The 19,713-nt window shown below is 72.9% G+C and carries 15 protein-coding genes; 5 read left to right on the top strand and 10 right to left on the bottom strand.

Annotation, left to right across the window (positions count from 1 at the left end; genetic code table 11):
• Nucleotides 1-68: 68 nt before the first annotated feature.
• Together QFZ74_RS21035 and QFZ74_RS21030 are read left to right on the top strand one after the other, a co-directional pair.
• Entirely contained in the window at nucleotides 69-1,520 is a 1,452-nt protein-coding gene (locus QFZ74_RS21035) for a zinc-dependent metalloprotease (RefSeq protein WP_307622350.1), read from the top strand.
• On the top strand, nucleotides 1,517-2,038 hold the full coding sequence (locus QFZ74_RS21030) for an NUDIX hydrolase (RefSeq protein ID WP_307622349.1): 522 nt from the start codon (nucleotides 1,517-1,519) through the stop codon (nucleotides 2,036-2,038). The genes QFZ74_RS21035 and QFZ74_RS21030 overlap by 4 nt, the downstream gene beginning before the upstream one ends.
• A 62-nt stretch (nucleotides 2,039-2,100) precedes the next feature.
• On the opposite strand, the gene QFZ74_RS21025 is transcribed toward QFZ74_RS21030, so the two are convergent.
• Nucleotides 2,101-2,697, bottom strand: a complete 597-nt coding sequence (locus QFZ74_RS21025) for a M48 family metallopeptidase (RefSeq protein ID WP_307622348.1) — start codon at nucleotides 2,695-2,697, stop codon at nucleotides 2,101-2,103.
• Between the two features lie 227 nt (nucleotides 2,698-2,924).
• Here QFZ74_RS21025 and QFZ74_RS21020 point away from each other — a divergent pair, with 227 nt between their 5' ends.
• Nucleotides 2,925-4,133 (top strand): TOMM precursor leader peptide-binding protein, encoded by a 1,209-nt coding sequence (locus QFZ74_RS21020; protein WP_307622347.1) that lies wholly within the window; start codon nucleotides 2,925-2,927, stop codon nucleotides 4,131-4,133.
• Nucleotides 4,126-5,520: an AarF/ABC1/UbiB kinase family protein gene (locus QFZ74_RS21015; protein ID WP_307622346.1), complete on the top strand. Its 1,395-nt coding sequence runs from the start codon at nucleotides 4,126-4,128 to the stop codon at nucleotides 5,518-5,520. Before QFZ74_RS21020 ends, QFZ74_RS21015 begins: the two co-directional genes overlap by 8 nt.
• Nucleotides 5,521-5,568: 48 nt before the next feature.
• Here the strand turns inward: QFZ74_RS21015 and QFZ74_RS21010 are convergent, their stop codons facing one another.
• The 5 genes from QFZ74_RS21010 to QFZ74_RS20990 form a co-directional block, all read right to left on the bottom strand.
• Nucleotides 5,569-5,778 (bottom strand): hypothetical protein, encoded by a 210-nt coding sequence (locus QFZ74_RS21010; protein WP_307622345.1) that lies wholly within the window; start codon nucleotides 5,776-5,778, stop codon nucleotides 5,569-5,571.
• A gap of 148 nt (nucleotides 5,779-5,926) precedes the next feature.
• Entirely contained in the window at nucleotides 5,927-6,256 is a 330-nt protein-coding gene (locus tag QFZ74_RS21005; protein ID WP_307622344.1) for a hypothetical protein, read from the bottom strand.
• Complete coding sequence (locus tag QFZ74_RS21000; protein WP_307622343.1) at nucleotides 6,253-6,621, bottom strand: WhiB family transcriptional regulator; 369 nt, start codon at nucleotides 6,619-6,621, stop codon at nucleotides 6,253-6,255. Before QFZ74_RS21000 ends, QFZ74_RS21005 begins: the two co-directional genes overlap by 4 nt.
• A 174-nt stretch (nucleotides 6,622-6,795) precedes the next feature.
• Nucleotides 6,796-7,116 carry a hypothetical protein gene (locus QFZ74_RS20995; RefSeq protein WP_307622342.1) on the bottom strand — a complete coding sequence of 107 codons (321 nt, stop codon included), beginning with the start codon at nucleotides 7,114-7,116 and terminating at the stop codon, nucleotides 6,796-6,798.
• A gap of 162 nt (nucleotides 7,117-7,278) precedes the next feature.
• Nucleotides 7,279-9,477: an ATP-dependent DNA helicase UvrD2 gene (locus tag QFZ74_RS20990; RefSeq protein WP_307622341.1), complete on the bottom strand. Its 2,199-nt coding sequence runs from the start codon at nucleotides 9,475-9,477 to the stop codon at nucleotides 7,279-7,281.
• Nucleotides 9,478-9,689: 212 nt separating this feature from the next.
• Between QFZ74_RS20990 and QFZ74_RS20985 the strand changes: the two genes are divergently transcribed.
• The gene (locus QFZ74_RS20985; RefSeq protein ID WP_307622340.1) at nucleotides 9,690-9,947 is read left to right on the top strand and encodes a mycoredoxin; all 258 of its coding nucleotides are present in this window, start codon (nucleotides 9,690-9,692) and stop codon (nucleotides 9,945-9,947) included.
• 85 nt (nucleotides 9,948-10,032) lie between these two features.
• Here the strand turns inward: QFZ74_RS20985 and nudC are convergent, their stop codons facing one another.
• From nudC to QFZ74_RS20965, 4 genes are all read right to left on the bottom strand, one after another.
• Entirely contained in the window at nucleotides 10,033-10,977 is a 945-nt protein-coding gene (nudC, locus tag QFZ74_RS20980; protein ID WP_307622339.1) for an NAD(+) diphosphatase, read from the bottom strand.
• Between the two features lie 153 nt (nucleotides 10,978-11,130).
• Entirely contained in the window at nucleotides 11,131-12,534 is a 1,404-nt protein-coding gene (locus tag QFZ74_RS20975) for a dipeptidase (RefSeq protein WP_307622338.1), read from the bottom strand.
• 10 nt (nucleotides 12,535-12,544) lie between these two features.
• Nucleotides 12,545-16,063 (bottom strand): ATP-dependent DNA helicase, encoded by a 3,519-nt coding sequence (locus QFZ74_RS20970; protein WP_307622337.1) that lies wholly within the window; start codon nucleotides 16,061-16,063, stop codon nucleotides 12,545-12,547.
• Nucleotides 16,064-16,189: 126 nt separating this feature from the next.
• Nucleotides 16,190-19,636: an ATP-dependent DNA helicase gene (locus tag QFZ74_RS20965; protein WP_307622336.1), complete on the bottom strand. Its 3,447-nt coding sequence runs from the start codon at nucleotides 19,634-19,636 to the stop codon at nucleotides 16,190-16,192.
• Nucleotides 19,637-19,713: the final 77 nt, after the last annotated feature.

Here is a 19,713-nt window from a genome sequence, read left to right as displayed (position 1 = left end):
GCTGGGTGGTGTTGTCGGGCAGCCGCGCCGCCGGAGAAGACCGGCGGCCTAACCAGCCGAGGAACCCCGTGAGTGACACCCCATTCGGATTCGGCCTTCCGCCGGAGGAGCCGGAGAACGGCGACGAGGGCAAGAAGAAGGACCAGCAGAGCGGCGGTGGTCAGGACCCGGCCAACCCGTTCGGGATCGGGTTGCCCGGATTCGGCGGCCCTGGCGGCCCCGGCGCCGACAATCCGCTCGCTGCCATGTTCGGCTCGCTGAACCCCAGCGATCTTGGAGCCGCCTTCCAGCAGCTGGGTCAGATGCTCTCCTTCGAGGGCGGCCCGGTGAACTGGGACATGGCCAAGCAGATCGCGCGGCAGACGGTCTCCCAGGGCACCGCGGACGGCGTCAAGGACGCGAGCGTCGGCGCCGCCGAACGCAGCGCGGTCGAGGAGGCCGTGCGCCTGGCCGACCTGTGGCTGGACGACGCCACGTCGCTGCCGTCCGGCTCGGGCTCCGCCGTGGCGTGGTCCCGCGCGGAGTGGGTCGAGGCCACCCTGCCGGCGTGGAAGGAGCTCGTCGACCCGGTCGCCGAGCGCGTCGGCACGGCCATGGGCGACGTCCTGCCGGAGGAGATGCAGGCCATGGCGGGCCCGCTGATCGGCATGATGCGTTCCATGGGCGGCGCGATGTTCGGTACGCAGATCGGGCAGGCCGTCGGCGTGCTCGCGGGCGAGGTCGTCGGCTCGACCGACATCGGCCTGCCGCTCGGCCCGGCCGGCAAGGCCGCGCTGCTGCCGGCGAACATCGAGGCGTTCGGCAAGGACCTCGGTGTACCGAAGGAGGAGGTCAGGCTCTACCTGGCCCTGCGCGAGGCCGCCCACCAGCGCCTGTTCGCGCACGTGCCGTGGCTGCGCTCGCATCTGTTCGGCGCCGTCGACGGCTACGCGCGCGGGATCAAGGTCGACACGGCCAAGCTGGAGGACGTGGTTGGCCAGTTCGACCCGCAGAACCCCGAGCAGCTCCAGGACGCGCTCCAGCAGGGGATGTTCCAGCCGGAGGACACGCCGGAGCAGAAGGCCGCCCTGGCCCGTCTGGAGACGGCTCTGGCGCTGGTCGAGGGCTGGGTCGACGCGGTGGTCCACGCCGCCGCGAAGCCGCGTCTGTCGTCGGCCGACGCCCTGCGCGAGACCCTGCGCCGGCGCCGCGCCTCGGGCGGTCCGGCGGAGCAGACGTTCGCCACGCTGATCGGCCTGGAGCTGCGCCCACGCCGTCTGCGCGACGCCTCCCGCCTGTGGGCCTCGCTCACGGACGCGCGCGGTGTCGACGGCCGCGACGACCTGTGGCACCACCCGGACATGCTGCCGACGGCCACGGACCTGGACGACCCGGACGGCTTCGTGCACCGCGAGCAGATGGACTTCTCCGAGTGGGACAAGATGCTCGGCGAGGCGGCGGCCGGCGGCTCCGGCGAGAAGCCCGACCTGCGCAAGGACGAGCCGAAGAACGACGACAAGAACAGCGACGACAGCGAGTGAGCCTCCACGACGACGCCGTCCTCGTCCTGAAGAGGTACGAGGACCAGCCCGAGCTGCGCCAGGACTACCTCGATCACCTGGCGGCCCACCCGGACGGCATGTGGAAGGCCTGCCACGCGGGTCACCTCACCGCCAGTGCCCTGGTGATCGACCCCGAGCGCGGCCGGGTCCTGCTGACCCTCCACAAGAAGCTGCAGATGTGGCTCCAGATGGGCGGACACTGCGAGCCCGGGGACGCCTCGGTCGAGGCGGCCGCCCTGCGCGAGGCCACGGAGGAGTCCGGCATCGCGGGTCTGACCCTGCTGCCCGGCGGCCCGGTGCGCCTGGACCGGCATCCGATCCCGGCGCCCTGCCACTGGCACCTCGACGTCCAGTACGCGGCCCTGGCCCCGCGCGACACCGCCCACGCCATCAGCGACGAGTCGCTCGATCTGCGCTGGTTCGCCTACGACGAGGTTCCGGGCGTGGCCGACGAGTCGGTCGTACGCCTGCTGGAAGCGACGCTCGCGCGCCTCTGATCGCGCGCGGAGTGCCGCGCTCTACGTGAAAGGGGCGCCCTGCGACAGCGGGCGCCCCTTCGTCATTCGCCGCGCGCCCCCGGCACCTGGGGCAGCCGGCCGGCGGCGACCACGCCCTCGAGATAGCCGCGGGCGCGCTCGGTGCGCGGGTACGCGTCCAGCAGCCGCCAGAAACGGGGCCCGTGACCGGGCACCAGCAGATGGGCGAGCTCGTGGCAGAGGACGTAGTCGACGACGTACTCGGGCATGCCCTGGAGCCGGTGGGAGAGGCGGATGCTGCCCTCGGCCGGGGTGCACGAACCCCAGCGCGTGTTCTGGTTGGTGACCCAGCGCACGGACGCGGGCCGGGCCCGTCCACCGAAGTACTGCTCCGACAGCCGCTCGGCCCGCTCGGCCAGCTCGGCATCGCCCAGCACCCGCTTGCTCTCCTGGGCGGCCAGTTTGTCGAGCATGACGGTGACCCAGCGCTGCTCCTCCGCCTCGGACATGCGGGCCGGGATCAGGACGACGGTGCGGTCGCCCTCGCGGTAGGCGGAGACCGTCCGACGCCGGCGGGCGCTCCTGCGGACCTCGATCGCGCTCGCCACCGAGCCGCTCGGCGGCAGGCTCGTCGTGCTGCGTGAGGGCATTCCGGCACGGTGCGGTGGGTCGGCGGACACGCCCCGACGTTACCCGCTGGGCAGGGTGGAAGTCCCGGCTCCGGGACGGATCGATGCGGGTCCCGCCACCACGCGTCTGATTTGTACGACGATTCCCGCGGCCTGTGGACAACTTTCGGCAGCCGTTCGCGGCACCGTGCATGCTGGCACGAGTCGGCAGGGACGGGACCGGTTCCTCCGACCGACCACGATCTTCCCGGAGTTGGACGAATCGACGGGGGCCTGTCATGCATCCGATGGTGAAACCCGCGCTCAGGCGCGGCTGGCGTGACCTCAACACCGTGCAGTTCGGAATGACTCCGGCGCACGCGATGACACTCGGCCCGATGGACATGGCGACGGGCAGTTTCCTGGACCTGCTCAACGGCACACGGGGGATCCCGCTCTTGCGGGAGGAAGGCCGGCGCATGCAGCTGCCCGACGGTCATGTCGACACGCTGGTGCGGAGGTTGGCGCGAGCGGGATTGGTCGACGACGCGCGCGGAGGCGGCCCGGCGGCCGAGGCGCTGCGCGGGAAGAAGGCGGTCCTGGACCGGCTGCGCCCCGATCTGGCCTCGCTCTCCCTGATCACGTCCGAACCGGGCGGCGCCATCGGCCGCCTCGCTGCCCGGCGTTCCCTGCGGGTGCAGGTGCGGGGCGCGGGCCGGGTCGGCAGCGTGCTGGCCTCGCTGCTGGCGGCCGCCGGAATCGGCGAGGTGGATGCGCGCGACGGGGGCTGCGTGGAGCCGTGGGACGTGACCCCGGGCGGGCTGCCTGCGGAGTCCGTAGGCGAACGCAGGGGCGAGGCGGCACGGCAGTCCGTCCGCCGGGCGGCACCGGACCGCCCGCCGCGCCGCGGTCACCCGTGCGATGCCGAGGAGCCCGGTTTCTCGCTGGTGATCCTCGCCCCGCGGGACGACGTCTTGGTGCAGGCCCCCGATCCGGCCGCGGCGGAAGAGCTCCTGGCATCCGGAACGCCGCATCTGTACACGGGTGTCGTGGAGGGAACGGGTGTCGTCGGGCCGCTCGTGCTGCCGGGCGAGACGAGTTGCGCGGGCTGTCTGCACCAGGACCGCACGGACCGGGACCCGACCTGGCCCCGCCTGGTCGCGCAATGGCGCTCCCGGCGAGCAGGCCCGCCGGTCCCCTGTGACGTGGCGCTGGCGACGACCGTCGCGGGGCTGGCCGCGGCGCATGCGCTGGCCTTCCTCGACGGGGAGCCGCCGTCGAGCGCGGGCGTGCGCTGGGAGGTGTCCGTGCCCGCACTGCACTGGCGCACGCGGCCGGTCCGCCCGCATCCCGCATGCCCCTGCGGAGCCACGGAGAGAGGTAAGGGGGAACACTCCTCAACGAACGGGGAGCGGCAGGAGACAATGACGCAGCAACGGCCGTCGGCGGAGCGACGAAGCATGTCAGACGCGGCGCGGCCGACTGGGACCTGGAGGGCGCATGTCTGATCTTCCCCGGAAGGCGGTCACCCGTACCGCCAAGCTCGCCGCACTGCCGCTCGGCTTCGCCGGGCGCGCGACCTGGGGCCTGGGCAAGCGGATCGTCGGCGAGTCCGCGGAGATCGTCGGCCGCGAGCTGCAACAGCGCACGGCGGAGCAGCTGTTCAAGGTCCTGGGCGAGCTCAAGGGGGGTGCGATGAAGTTCGGGCAGGCCCTGTCCGTTTTCGAGTCGGCGCTTCCCGAGGAGATCGCCGGCCCCTACCGCGCCGCCCTGACCAAGCTCCAGGACGCGGCCCCGCCGATGCCGACCCGCACCGTGCACTCCGTGCTCGAAGAGCGGCTGGGCGCGGACTGGCGGGAGAGGTTCCTGGAGTTCGAGGACAAGCCCGCGGCGGCGGCGTCGATCGGACAGGTGCATCGGGCGGTGTGGCACGACGGCCGCGAGGTGGCGGTCAAGGTGCAGTACCCCGGGGCGGGCGAGGCCCTGCTGTCCGACCTCAACCAACTCGGCCGCTTCGCACGTCTGTTGGGGCCGCTCATCCCCGGCATGGACATCAAGCCCCTCATCGCCGAACTGCGGGACCGCGTCTCCGAGGAGCTGGACTACGAGCTGGAGGCACAGGCCCAGCGGGTGCACGCGGAGGAGTTCGCGGACGACCCCGACATACTGGTCCCCGCGGTGGTGCACCAGAGCGACCAGGTACTGATCACGGAGTGGATCGACGGGATCCCGCTCTCGGAGATCATCACGGAGGGCACGGAGGAGCAGCGCGACCGCGCCGGCCAACTGCTGGCCCGCTTCCTGTTCTCCGGCCCGGCCCGCACCGGCCTCCTGCACGCCGACCCACATCCGGGCAACTTCCGTCTGCTTCGCGGGACTTCGGATGACTCGGACGACGAGGACTCCTGGCGGCTGGGCGTCCTGGACTTCGGCACCGTCGACCGCCTCCCCGGAGGTCTGCCGACGCCGATCGGGTGCTCCCTGCACTTGGCCCTCGACGGCGAGGCCGACGCGGTCCATGAACTGCTGTGCGCGGAGGGCTTCATCAAGGAGTCCATGGAACTGGAGCCGGACGCGGTCCTGGACTACCTCCTGCCGATCATCGAACCGGCCCAGGTGGACGCGTTCACGTTCACCCGCACCTGGATGCGCAGCCAGGCCGCCCGCATCGCCGACCCCCGCTCCCCCGCATACCAGCTGGGCAAGCAGCTCAACCTGCCCCCGGCGTACCTCCTGATACACCGGGTGACTCTGAGCACGATCGGCGTCCTGTGCCAGTTGGGCGCGACGGTACGGCTGCGCGAGGAACTGGAGGAGTGGCTGCCGGGGTTCGTCCCGGAGGAGGAACTCGACGAGAGCGAACTCGACGTGGAGGAGCCACTGGCGAAGGCGTGACCCCGCTGCGGGGCGGCCGCGGGCCGACGTGCGGCGCGGCGGCCCGCGTCACCACCAGGTCGAATCCAGCCGCCCTTCGATGGCCCTGAGGTTCTCCCGGGCGCAGGTGTCGCAGAAGTAGCGACGTCTTTCGTTCTCTACGGAGCAGCTCCAGGTGGGCTGGGGGCCCTGTGCCTGAGCACCGCAGCGCGCGCAGACGACGGGGTCGCTCTCCGTGGTGCGGCTGTCGTGGTCACTGTCTCCGGGAAGGCTCGTCACCCGCCGACGATAGCTCCGGCGCCCGTGGTTCCCCGGTCACAACGCACCGCGGGGGCCGGTCCGTTCGCTCGGACCGGCCCCCGCGGGGAGCGGCTGCCTCCCGGTGCCGGGAGGCCGTCACATCGGCCGTGGTCGGCTACGGCGTGACCTACTGCATGACCGCCATGGCGAGCGCCCGGCGGGCGCGCAGCGAGGCGCGCTCGGCCCGGCGCTGCATCCGGCGGGCGGCCGCCAGGCTCACGGCCCGGCGCTCCCGCTCGGCGTCGTGCAGCCGGTCGGCCATATGCGCACGAGCCAGGGCTTCTGGGATGAGTTGCATCTCTCGGGTCCTGTTCTGACGCGTGTCGGTCGCGCCGGTGGTGGTGAATTCCGGGGTTGCGGAGCCTGCGGGCTCGCTGGTGGACGGCTTCATCGGGGCCTGCTTCTTGGGGTCGTGCGTGAGGGGACGGTCGATCGTTCCTGCGGTGATGGTGTTCATGCCATGACCGGGTTCTTGCGCGGGCGGCCACGCGGCCGCTTCCGGGCGACGACGACGCCCTGGATGAACAGCTCGCCACCCCAGACGCCCCAGGGCTCACGCCGTTCCTTGGCGCCGGCGAGGCAGGCCTCCATCAGCGGGCAGGTACGGCAGAGGGACTTGGCGTACTCCACGTCCGCGGGCGACTCGGCGAAGAAGACCTCCGGGTCGTAGGAGCGGCAGGGGACGGGTACGCCGAGGTTCTCGATGGCGTCGTCGAGCGCGGTGAGCGCTGTGAGCGGGGTCAAGGTGGAGTCCTCCGTGAGGCCGGGCGGGGGGATCGTTTCGGAAGGCGGTACGGACGGGGCGTGCGCTTCGAGTTGCACGGGTCGTCTTCCTCGTCTGGTCGGTCCGGCCGGTGGGCCGGTTGTCGGCGTGGTACCGGGTTCTTTTCTTGTCCCGAGGCCCCTTCGCTCCGTCGTCCCCGTTCGGGGCAAACAGAAGGGCCGCGGATCCCGGATGGGGTTCCGCGGCCCTGAAGGCGCCGGCCTGATCGGCGATCAGGCTGGATCACTCCAGGGTTCTGGCCCACGGAAGGCCCACATCAGGTGGTGCTGCTGCTGCGTCGTCTGCTTCCGGAATCCGGCACCGGCCGCCGTAAAGGCATAGGCGTGCGCCTGTGCCGCTACTGCTTCCAGTGCCTTCGTCGGTCGCTCATTGCGCTCACGGATGGGAAGACCCGCAAGGGAATCGGGGGAGGCCGGACGCACGGCACGGATGCCGGACAGACCGGTGCCCGGGTTCGAGGCGCCGAGCATGGACAGGAAGACGGCCGAGCAATCGGTCAGTTTGGCGGTGCTGATGGCGTTGATGCTGATCACTGGGCTCGCCTCCTCTCGGCGCTTCGGGGGACTGGGGAACCAGCCCGCTCGGATATGGAAGTACAGCACGGAATCAGGGCCTTCGAGAAGGCCGCTGTTCCGTGTCTAGAACCTATGGGGATTGCCAGGGCATGCGCAAACTATTTTTTCGACGAGTTGGCATCAGACTTCGTCGCCCGCTCCCGCACCTTCCCGGCCTGCGCAGATGGCCAGAACTTCCGTTCCGTAACGGTTGAGTTTGCGTACTCCGACGCCCGGGATGCGGGCCAGCTCACCGTCGTCGTCGGGAGCCGCCTCGGCGATGGCCATCAGCGTCTTGTCCGTGAAGACGCAGAACGCCGGCTGGCCGATGCGGTGTGCCTGCTCCGCCCGCCACTCCCGCAGCCGCTCGTAGAGGCCCTCGTCCATGTCGGAGGGGCAGTCCTCACAGCGCATCAGCTTCATCTCGCCCGCGTCGGTGAGCGTGCGGCCGCAGACCCGGCAGCGGGCCGGGCTGCGCTGCGCCCGCCGGGGCACGGCGGTCGCGGCCGCGCTCGTGTAGCCGCGCTCGATTCCGCCGGTCGCACCGGCGGCGGAGCGGCCGACGGTGGTCGGGGAGCCGGGGCGCAGTCCGTCGAGGAAGCGGCTGGGGCGGCGGTTGGCCCGGCCGCCGGGGGACCGGGAGAGCGACCAGGACAGGTGCAGCCGCTCACGCGCGCGGGTCACGCCCACATAGAGCAGGCGCCGTTCCTCCTCGATCTGTTCGTCGGTCTTCGCGTAGGTGATCGGCATCATGCCCTCGGCGACGCCGACGAGGAAGACGACGTCCCACTCCAGGCCCTTGGCCGAGTGCAGCGAGGCGAGGGTGACGCCCTGGACGGTGGGGGCGTGCTGGGCGCCCGCCCGCTCGTCGAGCTCGGTCACGAAGTCGCTCAGAGTGGCCGCGGGTCTCGCCGCGGCGAGGTCGTGGGCGAGGCTGACGAGTGCGGCCAGGGACTCCCACCGCTCTCTGACGGCGCCCGAGCCGGCGGGCGGCTCGGTGGTCCACCCCTCCCCCGACAGGACCGCGCGCACCTGTGACGGCAGGTCCACGACGTCGTCCAGGAGCGCGTCGTTGCCACCGAAGCGGGCCGCGCCGCGCAGGGCGATGCCCGCCTTGCGGATCTCGGGACGGTCGAAGAACCGCTCGGCACCGCGCAGTTGGTAGGGGACCCCGGCGTCGGCGAGCGCCTGCTCGTAGGTCTCCGACTGGGAGTTGGTGCGGAACAGGATGGCGATCTCGCCCGGCGGGACACCGGCGTCGATGAGCTCTCGGATGCGGCGGGCGGCACCCTCGGCCTCGGCGGGTTCGTCGGTGTACTCGGTGTAGACGGGTTCGGGGCCCGGGGCGCGCTGGGAGACCAGCTCCAGCCGGTGGTCGGCGGCGCGGCCGTGCGCCTGGGAGAGCAGGCCGTTGGCGAGGCGCACCACCTGGGGCGTGGAGCGGTAGTCGCGGACCAGCTTGACGACGGTGGCGCCGGGATGGCGGCCGCGGAAGTCGAGGAGATGGTCGGGGGTCGCTCCCGTGAACGAGTAGATCGTCTGGCTGGCGTCGCCGACGACGCACAGGCTGTCCCGGTCGCCGAGCCACAGTTCCAGCAGGCGCTGCTGGAGGGGGCTGACGTCCTGGTACTCGTCGACGACGAAGTGCTGGTACTGGGAGCGGACCTGTTCGGCGATGTCGTGCCGGTCCTGGAGAACCGCGACGGTCAGCAGCAGGACGTCCTCGAAGTCGATCACCGCGCGGTCCCGCTTGAGGTTCTCGTAGGCGGCGTAGAGCTGGGCGATCTCGGCCGGATCGCGGGGCGTCTCGCGGCCGGCCTTCGCTGCCGCGAGCGCGTAGTCGGCCGGGACGGTCTGGGTGACCTTGGACCACTCGATCTCGGCAGCGGCGTCGCGCAGCTCGCCCCGGTCGAGGCGGAGGCGGCAGGCGGCGGCCGCGTCCGCGACGAGCTGGATCTTGCGGTCGAGGAGGCGGGGCAGGGAGCCACCGATCGCTTTCGGCCAGAAGTACTGGAGCTGGCGCAGCGCGGCGGAGTGGAAGGTGCGGGCCTGGACTCCCTGGGCGCCGAGCTGGCGCAGCCGGCCGCGCATCTCGCCGGCGGCGCGGTTGGTGAAGGTGACGGCGAGCACGCTGGACGGCGGGAAGAACCCGGCTCGTACGCCGTAGGCGATGCGGTGGGTGATCGCCCGCGTCTTGCCCGTACCGGCGCCGGCCAGCACGCACACCGGACCCTGCAGGGCGGTCGCCACCTCGCGCTGCTCGGGGTCGAGCCCTTCGAGCACCGCGTCGGCCGAGTCCGGTACCTGCGGGAAGAGGGAGGAGTGCGTTGCTGCTGTCACATGGCCATGCTGCCAGGTCGCGAGGGACTGCTGCGCTGGTTGTCCACAGGCAGGCCCTTGCAGTCGTACTAATGCGGAAGGCGTCACGTCGGGCGGCGGCGAGCGGTAGGGGGCGCCTGCGCCCGCGGACCTCGGCGGGAATGGTGACCCGGTCGCGTACGTTCCTCCCCCTGGAACCACCGATCCTCGGCCTTCTAAGGAGCGCGAGAGACATGCAGGGCACTGTGACGATGTACAGCACGACGTGGTGCGGCTACTGCCGTCGGCTGAAGAGCCAGCTGGACCGCGAGGGCATCGCGTACACCGAGATCAACATCGAGCAGGACCCCGCGTCGGCCGCGTTCGTGGAGAAGGCCAATGGCGGAAACCAGACGGTTCCGACCGTCCTCGTGCACCCCTCCGACGGTGGCGGCGAGGTCGTGATGACGAACCCGAGCCTGGCCCAGGTGAAGCAGGCGCTCGGAGCCTGACGCTCCCCCGCCACGCACGAGGCCCCCGCCCACCCCGGGCGGGGGCCTCTTTGCCGTGTGCGGCGCCGGTCGGCGTCCGGCCGTCTCAGAAAGAGCTGCGCGTCGGCAGCGGCTTGCCGTACCAGAGCTCGATCAGGCGGGCCGCGATGGAGATGCCGTACGGGGGCAGCACCTCGCCGGACTCGAAGGCGGCGCACAGCTCCTCCCGGGAGAACCAGCGGGCCTCGTGGATCTCGTCGCCGTCGACCTCGATCTCGGTCGAGGTCGCACGGGCCAGGAAGCCCAGCATGAGGCTGGACGGGAACGGCCAGGGCTGGCTGGCGACGTACTCGACCGGGCCGACGACGATGCCGGCCTCCTCGTAGACCTCGCGGCGCACCGACTGCTCGATGGACTCGCCCGGCTCGACGAAACCCGCGAGCGTCGAGAAGCGGCCCTCCGGCCAGTGCACCTGGCGGCCGAGAAGGATGCGGTCGTCCTCGTCCGTGACTGCCATGATCACGGCCGGGTCGGTGCGCGGGTAGTGCTCGGCGCCGCAGGCGGGACAGCGGCGGATGTGGCCGGCCGCCGCGATCACGGTGCGCTCGCCGCAGCGGGAGCAGAAGCGGTGGGTGCGCTGCCAGTTCTCCAGGCCGACCGCGTGCACCATCAGGCCCGCGTCCCTCGGGGACAGCAGCAGCCCGGCCTCGCGCAGGCCCGCCGGGCGCGCGGACTGGTCCATGCGGCCGGGCAGCGCGTCCTTCTGGAGTGCGAAGTAGCTGACGCCGTCCTCGTCGGTGCCGAGGAAGTAGCGGTGCGCCTCGGTGAGAGGGGCCTCGAAGGAGGGGGTCATGACGAGTTCGGTCCGGCCGTCCGGCGTCTCGTCGATGAGGACCTGTCCGCCGGAGACCACGAAGCAGCGGGTCGTGGGGTGGCTCCACGCCGCCGCGAGCCAGGCCTCGTCGAGCCGGTGGTGGGCGGCTCGGTCGATGCCGCTCGGGGCGGTGAGCGAGATGGGTCGGTCGGCGGTGTGGTCGGTCCAGGTGGTCACGGGTGCTTCCAACTCCCCCAGTGGAACGGTTCGTGTCGGCGGATGGTTCAGCGGCTCGTAGAGCGGGAGGGGACCGAGTCGGGCCCGGTCCGGGCATACGGGGCGGTTCTTCCAGTGTGCCCCGCCCGCGGTGCCGGTCCGGGCCGCGCCGGATCAGGACGCACGTCGCCAGTTCTCCGCGAGGTCGCCCCACAGGTAGGCGGCCGTCTCGACGCCCTTGAGGAGGAGGTCGAGCTCGACCTTCTCGTTCGGGGCGTGCCAGCCGTCCGAGGGGACGGAGATGCCCAGGAACAGGACGGGGGCGCCGAGGACCTCCTGGAGGTCGGCGGCCGGTCCGGAACCACCCTCGCGGGTGAAGCGGACCGTGGTGCCGAACGCGCGGCCCATGGCGCGGACCACGGACTGCAGGGCCGGGTGGTCGAGCGGGGTGAGGCACGGACGCGTGGCCGCGCCGAACGTGATCTCCTGCCGGATCCCGTCGGGCACCTGCGCGGAGGCCCAGGCGCGGACGGCCTTCTCGATGTGCTCGGGCTCCTGGCCCGCGACCATCCGGAACGAGAGCTTCACGGTGGCCGAGGACGGGATGATCGTCTTGCTGCCGGGGCCCTGGTAACCGCCGCCGATGCCGTTGACCTCGGCGGTGGGCCGGGCCCAGATACGCTCCAGCGTGGTGTGCCCGGCCTCGCCCTGGGTGGCATACGACTTCGCCGTGCGCAGCCACTGCCGCTCGTCGAAGGGCAGCTCGGCGAAGAGTTCGCGCTCGCGGTCGGTGAGCTCGACGATGCCGTCGTAGAAGCCGGGGATCGCCACGCGCGCGTGCTCGTCGTGCAGGGCGGCCACGAGGCGGGCGGCGGCGGTCGCCGGGTTGGGCACGGCGCCGCCGAAGGAGCCGGAGTGGATGTCCTGGTCGGGGCCGTACAGCCGGATCTCGCACTCGGCGAGGCCGCGCATGCCGGTGCACACGGTCGGGGTGTCCTCGGACCACATGCCGGTGTCGGAGACGATCACGGCGTCGGCGGCGAGCAGCTCGGCGTGCTTCTCCACCAGGGCGCGGAAGTTCGGGGAGCCGGACTCCTCCTCGCCCTCGATCAGCAGCTTGAGGTAGACGGCGGGGGCGGTGCGGCCGGTGGCTGCGAGGTGGGCGCGGACACCGAGCGTGTGGAAGAACACCTGGCCCTTGTCATCGGCGGCCCCGCGCGCGTAGAGGCGGTTCTCGCGGACGACGGGCTCGAAGGGCTCGCTGTCCCAGCCGTCCTCACGGGCGGCGGGCTGGACGTCGTGGTGGCCGTAGACGAGGACCGTGGGCGCCTCGGGGTCGTCCGTGGGCCACTCGGCGAAGACGGCAGGGGCGCCCGGGGTCTGAAGGACCTCGACGACCGGGAAACCGGTCTCCTTCAGCTTGGCTGCCAGCCACTCGGCGCTGCGCCGTACATCGGGTGCGTGGTCGGGCTGAGCCGACACGGAGGGGATGCGCAGCCACTCGGCGAGGTCGTCGAGGAAGGGGGCGCGGTGCTGCTCGATGTACGCGCGGACGGCGCTGTCCGGGGTCTGGCTCATGGTCACGAGCCTATCGGCCCGCGGCGACATCCTGATTGGGCGGTACGTCACATCCCGGTTCCCCGGTGAGCAGCCGCTCGATCGTGGCCCGGTCCGGCAGGCCCTCGGGCCGTACGACCTCGCCGGTGCGCACGTACAGGAAGGCGGCCGTGACGGACTCGGGTGGCACGCCCTGCTGCTCGGCCCAGGCCAGCCGGTACACCGCGAGCTGGAGCGGGTCGGCGCTGCGCGTGCGGCTGGTCTTCCAGTCGACGATCTCGTACGTCGCCTCGTCGCCGTCGCCCACCTTGTACACGGCGTCGATGCGGCCCCGGACGACGCGGCCGGCGAGCGTGAACTGGAACGGGGCCTCGACGCGGTAGGGCGTGCGCTGCGCGTACTCGGTGCGCTCGAACGCCTCCTTGAGGGCTTCGAGGTCGCGTTCGTCGGCGATCTCGGCGTCGCCGCCGGGGAGCTCGTCCGGCTCCAGCATGGGCAGCGTCAGCTCCTCGAATCGGGCCTCCACCCAGGCGTGGAAGCGGGTGCCCCGGCGCGCGGCCGGTTGCGGGGGGCGCGGCATGGGGCGCGCGAGCTCCTGCGCGAGTCCGTCCGGGTCCTCGGCCAGGAGCAGCAGCTGGGTCGCGGTGAGCGTGGCGGGCAGGGGTACGTCCGTGACGCTCCGGCGGGCGCGCAGGAGTTCGCCGGTGAGCGCGTCGAGGTCGCGGTCCCAGGACGCGATGGCGCGGGCCTCCTCGGGCGTGAGGGGCTCGGGCTCGGTGGCGCGGGGCCGGGTGTCCCCCTCGACGGTGGGGGCGGTCGACTGGTGCGGGACGGTCGGGCGGGCGGTGCTCCAGGCGTCCCAGTGGGCCGGGTCGTCGTGGTCCTCGGCGCCCGGGAACTCGTCGCCGTACGCGCCCTCTTCGTCGTACGGGAGCTCGTCGTAGGGGGGCTCGTCGTGGAGCGGCTCTTCCTCCGGGGGCGGCGGCCAGTCCGGGTCGTCGTAGGCCGCCGGGGCGCGGGTGGGCGCGGGGTGGCCGTAGGCCTCGGAGGCGAGGTTCTCCAGGTGGGCGAGGACCGTGGCGGCGGCCGCGTGGCGGCGGGCCAGGGCGGTCGCGTCCAGGGGCAGCGGCCATGCCTGGTCGGCGGTCGCCTCGTGCAGGGCGGGGTTCTCCTCGCCCTCCTCCGGCTCGTCCGCCCAGGCCTCGATCTCGCCGTACCCGGCGGCGCAGTGGTCGTGCAGGGCCTGGAGGAAGTCGGACGGTCCGCGCGGCTTCTTCTGGGCGGGGCCCCACCAGTGACCGGAGCCGAGGAGCAGGGAGCGGGGGCGGGTGAAGGTGACGTAGCCGAGGCGGAGTTCCTCGGTGTGCTGGTGCTCCTTCATGGCCTCGTGGAAGGCCTTCATGCCCCGGGAGTCCCAGCCCTCGATGTCGGGGAGGGTGTCGGCATCGCCCCGCAGGACGTGCGGCAGCACCTTGGCCTGGGCGGTCCACTTCTCGCGGCCCTGGGCGCTGGGGAAGGTGCCGTTGACCAGACCGGGGACGACGACGACGTCCCATTCCAGACCCTTGGACTTGTGGGCGGTGAGCACCTTGACGGTGTTCTCGCCGCCCGGGAGCGCGTTGTCGAGGCCCTTCTCGTACTGGGCGGCGGTGCGCAGGAACCCGAGGAAGGCCAGCAGGGTGGCCTCGTTGTCGCTCGCGGCGAAGGAGGCGGCGACGTCAAGGAAGTTGGACAGGGTCTCGCGGCGGCGGGCGGCGAGCGCGTGCGGGGACGCCGACAGCTCCACCTCCAGGCCGGTGACGGCGAGGACGCGGTGCAGGACGTCCATCAGCGGGTCGGACAGGGAGCGGCGCAGCTCGCGCAGTTCGGTCGCCAGGCGCGCGAAGCGCACGCGCGCGTCCGGGGAGAAGGGCAGCCCGTCGTCGTCCCCCTCGCCGTCCATCGGCGACTCCAGGAACGTGTCGAGGGCGTCGGCGAGCGAGATCACCTCGGAGGGGTCGGTCCCCTCGACGGCCTCGGCGAGCCGGCGGCCGGGGTCGTCGTCGGCGTCCACGCGCGCGTGGGCCACGAGTCGGCGGGCGCGCCGTCCCAGCAGGGCGAGATCGCGGGGGCCGATGCGCCAGCGCGGTCCGGTCAGCAGGCGGACCAGGGAGGCGTTGGCCCCCGGATCCTGGAGGACCTCGCAGACGGCGACGAGGTCGGCGACCTCGGGCAGGTGCAGCAGCCCGGACAGGCCGACCACCTCGACGGCGACGTCCCGGGCGACGAGCGCGCCCTGGATCTCCGCGAAGTCGGTCGCCGTACGGCACAGCACGGCGATCTCGCCGGGCGGCGTGCCGGTGCGGACGAGGTGGGCGATCGAGTCGGCGATCCACGCGATCTCCTCGGCATGGGTGCGCAGGAGGGCGCAGCGGACCGTCCCGTCGCGTTCGGCGCCGGGGGCCGGACGGAGTGCCTCCACGCCCGCGTGCATGGCGCGCAGGGGCTCGGCGAGGCCGTTGGCGAGGTCGAGGAGACGGCCGCCGCTGCGGCGGTTCTCGCTGAGCGCCTGGCGGGTGGCGGACCGTCCGTCGGCGCGGGCGAAGTGCTCGGGGAAGTCGTCGAGGTTGGCGACGGAGGCGCCGCGCCATCCGTAGATGGCCTGGCAGGGGTCGCCCACGGCGGTCACCGGGTGGCCGGTGCCACCGCCGAACAGGCCCGACAGCAGGACGCGCTGGGCCACCGAGGTGTCCTGGTACTCGTCGAGGAGCACCACGCGGAACTCGTCGCGCAGCACCCGGCCCACCTCGGGGATGTCGGCGAGCGCCGCGGACAGGGCGATCTGGTCGCCGAAGTCGAGCAGGTCGCGTTCGCGTTTGGCGGCCCGGTAGCGCAGCACCAGCCCGGCGAGTTCCCGGCGCGCGGCCGCGGTCTCGGGGATCTTTCGCAGGTCGGCGTTGGAGAGCTTGGCGCCCTCCAGGGTGCGCAGCAGATCCGCGTCCCACGCGCGCAGGTCCTCGGGGCGTACGAGGTGTTCGGCCAGCTCGGAGTCGAGGGCCAGGAGGTCGCTGACGAGGTCGGCGAAAGAGCGGGTGAGCGCCGGGTAGGGGCCGGGTGCCTCGCGCAGCACGCGCGCGGCGAGCTGGTAGCGGGTGGCGTCGGCGAGCAGCCGGGAGGTCGGCTCCAGCCCGAGGCGCAGGCCGTGGTCGGTCAGGAGGCGGCCCGCGAAGGCGTGGTACGTGGAGATCACCGGCTCGCCCGGCGGGTTGTCCGGGTGGATGATGTCGGGATCCGTGACGCCGGCCTTGACGAGTGCCTTGCGGACGCGTTCGGCGAGTTCACCGGCGGCCTTGTTGGTGAAGGTCAGGCCGAGGACCTGCTCGGGGGCCACCTGTCCGGTGCCGACCAGCCACACCACGCGGGCCGCCATCACCGTGGTCTTGCCCGACCCGGCTCCGGCCACGATCACCTGCGGGGCGGGCGGCGCGGTGATGCAGGCCGTCTGCTCCGGGGTGAACGGGATACCGAGGAGCTCTTTGAGCTGCTCGGGGTCGGTGATACGGGCGGGCATGTCGGAGAGGCTAGCGGCGGGCACTGACAGCGGGCGTCGCGGCGACCGTCGTACCAGCGATCGGCGCAGCTCAGCGCGGGTGGTGTCATGCGTCACGCCGGTCTCGGGGCCGGGCGCTCACGCGGGTCACTCGACCACGTGCCGCCCCTCGGACCGGGCGCTGCACGACGCGCGGAACGCGCAGTGCGTGCAGTGCTGGCCGGTCTGCGGCGCGAACCGCTCGTCGAGGACCTTGCCCGCGGCGGTGGCCAGCAGCTCGCCGACCCACTCGCCCTCCAGCGGCTCCTGTGCCTGCACCTTGGGCCGGCTCTCGCCGCCGTCCCGCTTGGCGGCCCCCTGCCGGAGATGGACCAGTTCGGCGCCGCCCGGCTCGGGACGGGTGCCGTCGAAGGCGTCGTCGACGGCACCCTCGCGGACGGCGAGCTGGTAGACGGCGAGCTGCGGGTGCCGCTCCACCTCGCGCGCGGTGGGCGCGTGCTTGCCGGTCTTGAAGTCGACGACGTACGCGCGGCCCTCGCCGTCCGCCTCCACGCGGTCCATCTGGCCGCGGATGCGCACCTCGAAGTCACCGGCTCCGAGTGTGACGTCGAAGTCGTGCTCGCTCGCCACCGGCGTACGCCCCGTCCGCGCGCCGCCTGAGTCGACGTGCCACGTCAGGAAGCGTTCGAGCGCCACGCGCGCGTGCTCCTTCTCCTGCGCCGACTTCCAGGGCGCGTCGAAGGCGAGCGCGTTCCACACCGAGTCCAGGCGCTCCATGAGGACGTCGAGATCGGCGGGCGTACGCCCGGAGGCGACCTCGTCGGCGAGGACGTGCACGACGTTGCCGAAGCCCTGGGCGGCGGTGGCGGGGGCGTCGGCCTTCACCTCGCGGCCGAGGAACCACTGCAGGGCGCAGGTGTTGGCGAGCTGGTCGAGGGCGCTGCCGGAAAGCACGACGGGCTGGTCGCGGTTGCGCAGCGGCACCTTGCTCTCGGTCGGCTCGTGCATGCCCCACCAGCGGTCGGGGTGCGCGGACGGTACGAGGGCGCGGCCGTCCTCGTCGGTGAGCGCGGCGAGCCGGGCAAGGCGGCGGCCGGCCGCCTCGCGCAGGGCGTCGGACGCGCGCGGGTCGACCGTCGTGGCGCGCAGTTCGGCGACCAGTGCGGCCACGGACAGCGGGCGGCGGGGGCGGCCCGTGACGTCCTGGGGTTCGACACCGAGCTCGGTGAGGAAGCGGGAGGGGCGGTCCCCGTCGTCGGAGGGTGCCTTCACCGCGGTGACGACGAGCCGCTCCCGCGCGCGGGTGGCGGCCACGTAGAACAGGCGGCGCTCCTCGGCGAGCAGTGCCCCGGGCGTGAGGGGTTCGGCGAGTCCGTCGCGGCCGATGCGGTCGGCCTCCAGCAGCGAGCCGCGGCGGCGCAGGTCAGGCCACAGGCCCTCTTGAACCCCGGCGACGACGACCACGCGCCACTCCAGGCCCTTGGAGCGGTGCGCGGTCATCAGGCGCACGGCGTCGGGCCGTACGGCACGCCGGGTGAGCGTGTCGGCGGCGATGTCCTCGGCCTCGATCTGCTCCAGGAAGTTGAGGGCGCCCAGGCCTCCGGTGCGCTCCTCCGCGCGCGCGGACGTCGCGAACAGGGCGCACATGGCGTCCAGGTCGCGGTCGGCGTTGCGGCCGGCCGCGCCGCCGCGCCGGGCGGCCCGCTCCAGGCGTCCGGGCCAGGGCGTGCCCGCCCACAGGTCCCAGAGCGCCTCCTCGGCCGTGCCGCCGCCCGCGAGGCGCTCTCTGGCCTTCCTGAGCAGCGCGCCGAGGCGCTGGGCGCCCCGGGCGTACGCCGGATCGTGCGCGACAAGGCGCTCGGGCTCGGCGAGCGCCCGCGCGAGCAGCTCGTCCGAGGGCGGCGGCAGCGGGTTGCCGGCCGCCCGCTCCTCCTCGCGCAGGGCCCGGCCGAGCCGGCGCAGATCGGCGGCGTCCATGCCGGCGAGCGGGGAGGTGAGCAGAGTGAGGGCGGTCTCGGTGTCGAGCCAGGAAGTCTCGACGGAGGGCTCCTCCGCGACCTCCTCAGGTGTCTCCGCTTCCTCCTCGGAGGCCTCCGCCCCCTCCTCAGAGGTTTCCGCGTGCTCCTCAGAGGTCTCCGCGTACTCCTCAGAGGAGGCCGTCTCGTCCTCCCTCCGTACGACCGCTTCGGAAGCCCGCGTCGCCTCAGCCGTCGCGACGGCCTTGAGCGCGGTCAGCAGCGGGGCCACCGCCGGCTCGTGGCGCAGGGGCAGGTCGTCGCCGTCGATGTCCAGCGGGACGCCCGCCGCCGTGAGGGCGCGGCGGACGGCGGGGATGGTGCGGGAGCCGGCGCGTACCAGGACGGCCATCTCGCCCCAGGGGACGCCGTCCTCCAGATGTGCCCTGCGGAGGATGTCGGCGATGTTGTCCAGCTCCGTGCCGGGCGTCGGATACGTGTAGACCTCGACGCGGCCGCCCTCGCGCGCGGGAGCGAGGTCGCGGTGGGCGCGCACCTTCTCGGCGGGGAGACGGGTGAGCGGCATGCGCGTGGTCAGCAGCCGGGTCGCGGCGAGCAGGCCGGCCGAGGAACGGCGGGAGGACCGCAGGACCTCGACGGGCGCCGGACGACCGTCCGCGCGCGGGAAGGCCTCGGGGAAGTCCAGGATGCCGCCCACGTCGGCGCCCCGGAACGCGTAGATCGACTGGTCGGGGTCACCGAAGGCGACCAGGGTGCGGCCGCCGCCCGCGAGGGCGTACAGCAGGCGTACCTGGGCGGGATCGGTGTCCTGGTACTCGTCGACGTACACGGCGTCGTACTGAGTGGCGAGCCGGTCGGCGGCCTCGGGGTCGCGGGTCAGCAGCACCGCGCGGTGGACGAGTTCCGCGTAGTCGAGCACGCCCTGGAGGTCGAGGACGTCGAGGTACTCGGCGAGGAACGCGGCCGCGGCCCGCCAGTCGGGGCGGCCGATGCGGCGCGCGAACGCGTCCAGGGCGTCAGGGCCGAGCCCCAGCTCCCGGCTGCGCGCGAGGACCGCGCGGACCTCGTCGGCGAAGCCGCGGGTGGTCAGGCAGGCACGCAGCTCGTCCGGCCAGCGCACGTGCTTGAGGCCGAGCTGCTCCAGGTCCCGCTGACCGGCGAGCAGCTCGCGGACGGCCACGTCCTGCTCCGGACCGGAGAGCAGGCGCACCGGGTCAGCGAACCGGTCGCTGTCCTGGTGGGCGCGGACCAGGGCGTAGCAGTACGAGTGGAAGGTGGTCGCCCGGGGCGCGCGTGCCGCGCCCACGCGCCGGGCCATGCGGTCACGGAGGTCGACGGCAGCCTTGCGGCTGAAGGTGAGCACCAGGATCCGCTCGGGATCGGCGCCGCGCGCGATCCGCGCGGCCACGGACTCGACGAGCGTGGTGGTCTTGCCGGTACCGGGGCCGGCGAGGACGAGCAGCGGTCCGGTCCGGTGGTCAACCACCGCGCGCTGGGCGGCGTCCAGACGAGGGGGGTCCGGCACCGCCGGAGGGGTACGCACCAGTCGGTAGGCACCACCAGCCGTCTGCCGCACCGGGGGGTGCGGCAGACGGCTGGTGGAAGAAGAGGAGCTCACGTGGTTCGCCGGTCCTGGTGGTCGTACTGGTGGGCGGGCAGCCGCGCGCGGAGGGCAGTGACCGCGGGATGAGAGGG

The sequence above is a fragment of the Streptomyces sp. V3I7 genome (assembly GCF_030817495.1).
Taxonomy (GTDB): Bacteria; Actinomycetota; Actinomycetes; order Streptomycetales; family Streptomycetaceae; genus Streptomyces.
The sequence above is the reverse complement of the archived record's forward strand: the minus strand, read 5'-3'. Positions and strand labels throughout refer to the sequence as shown.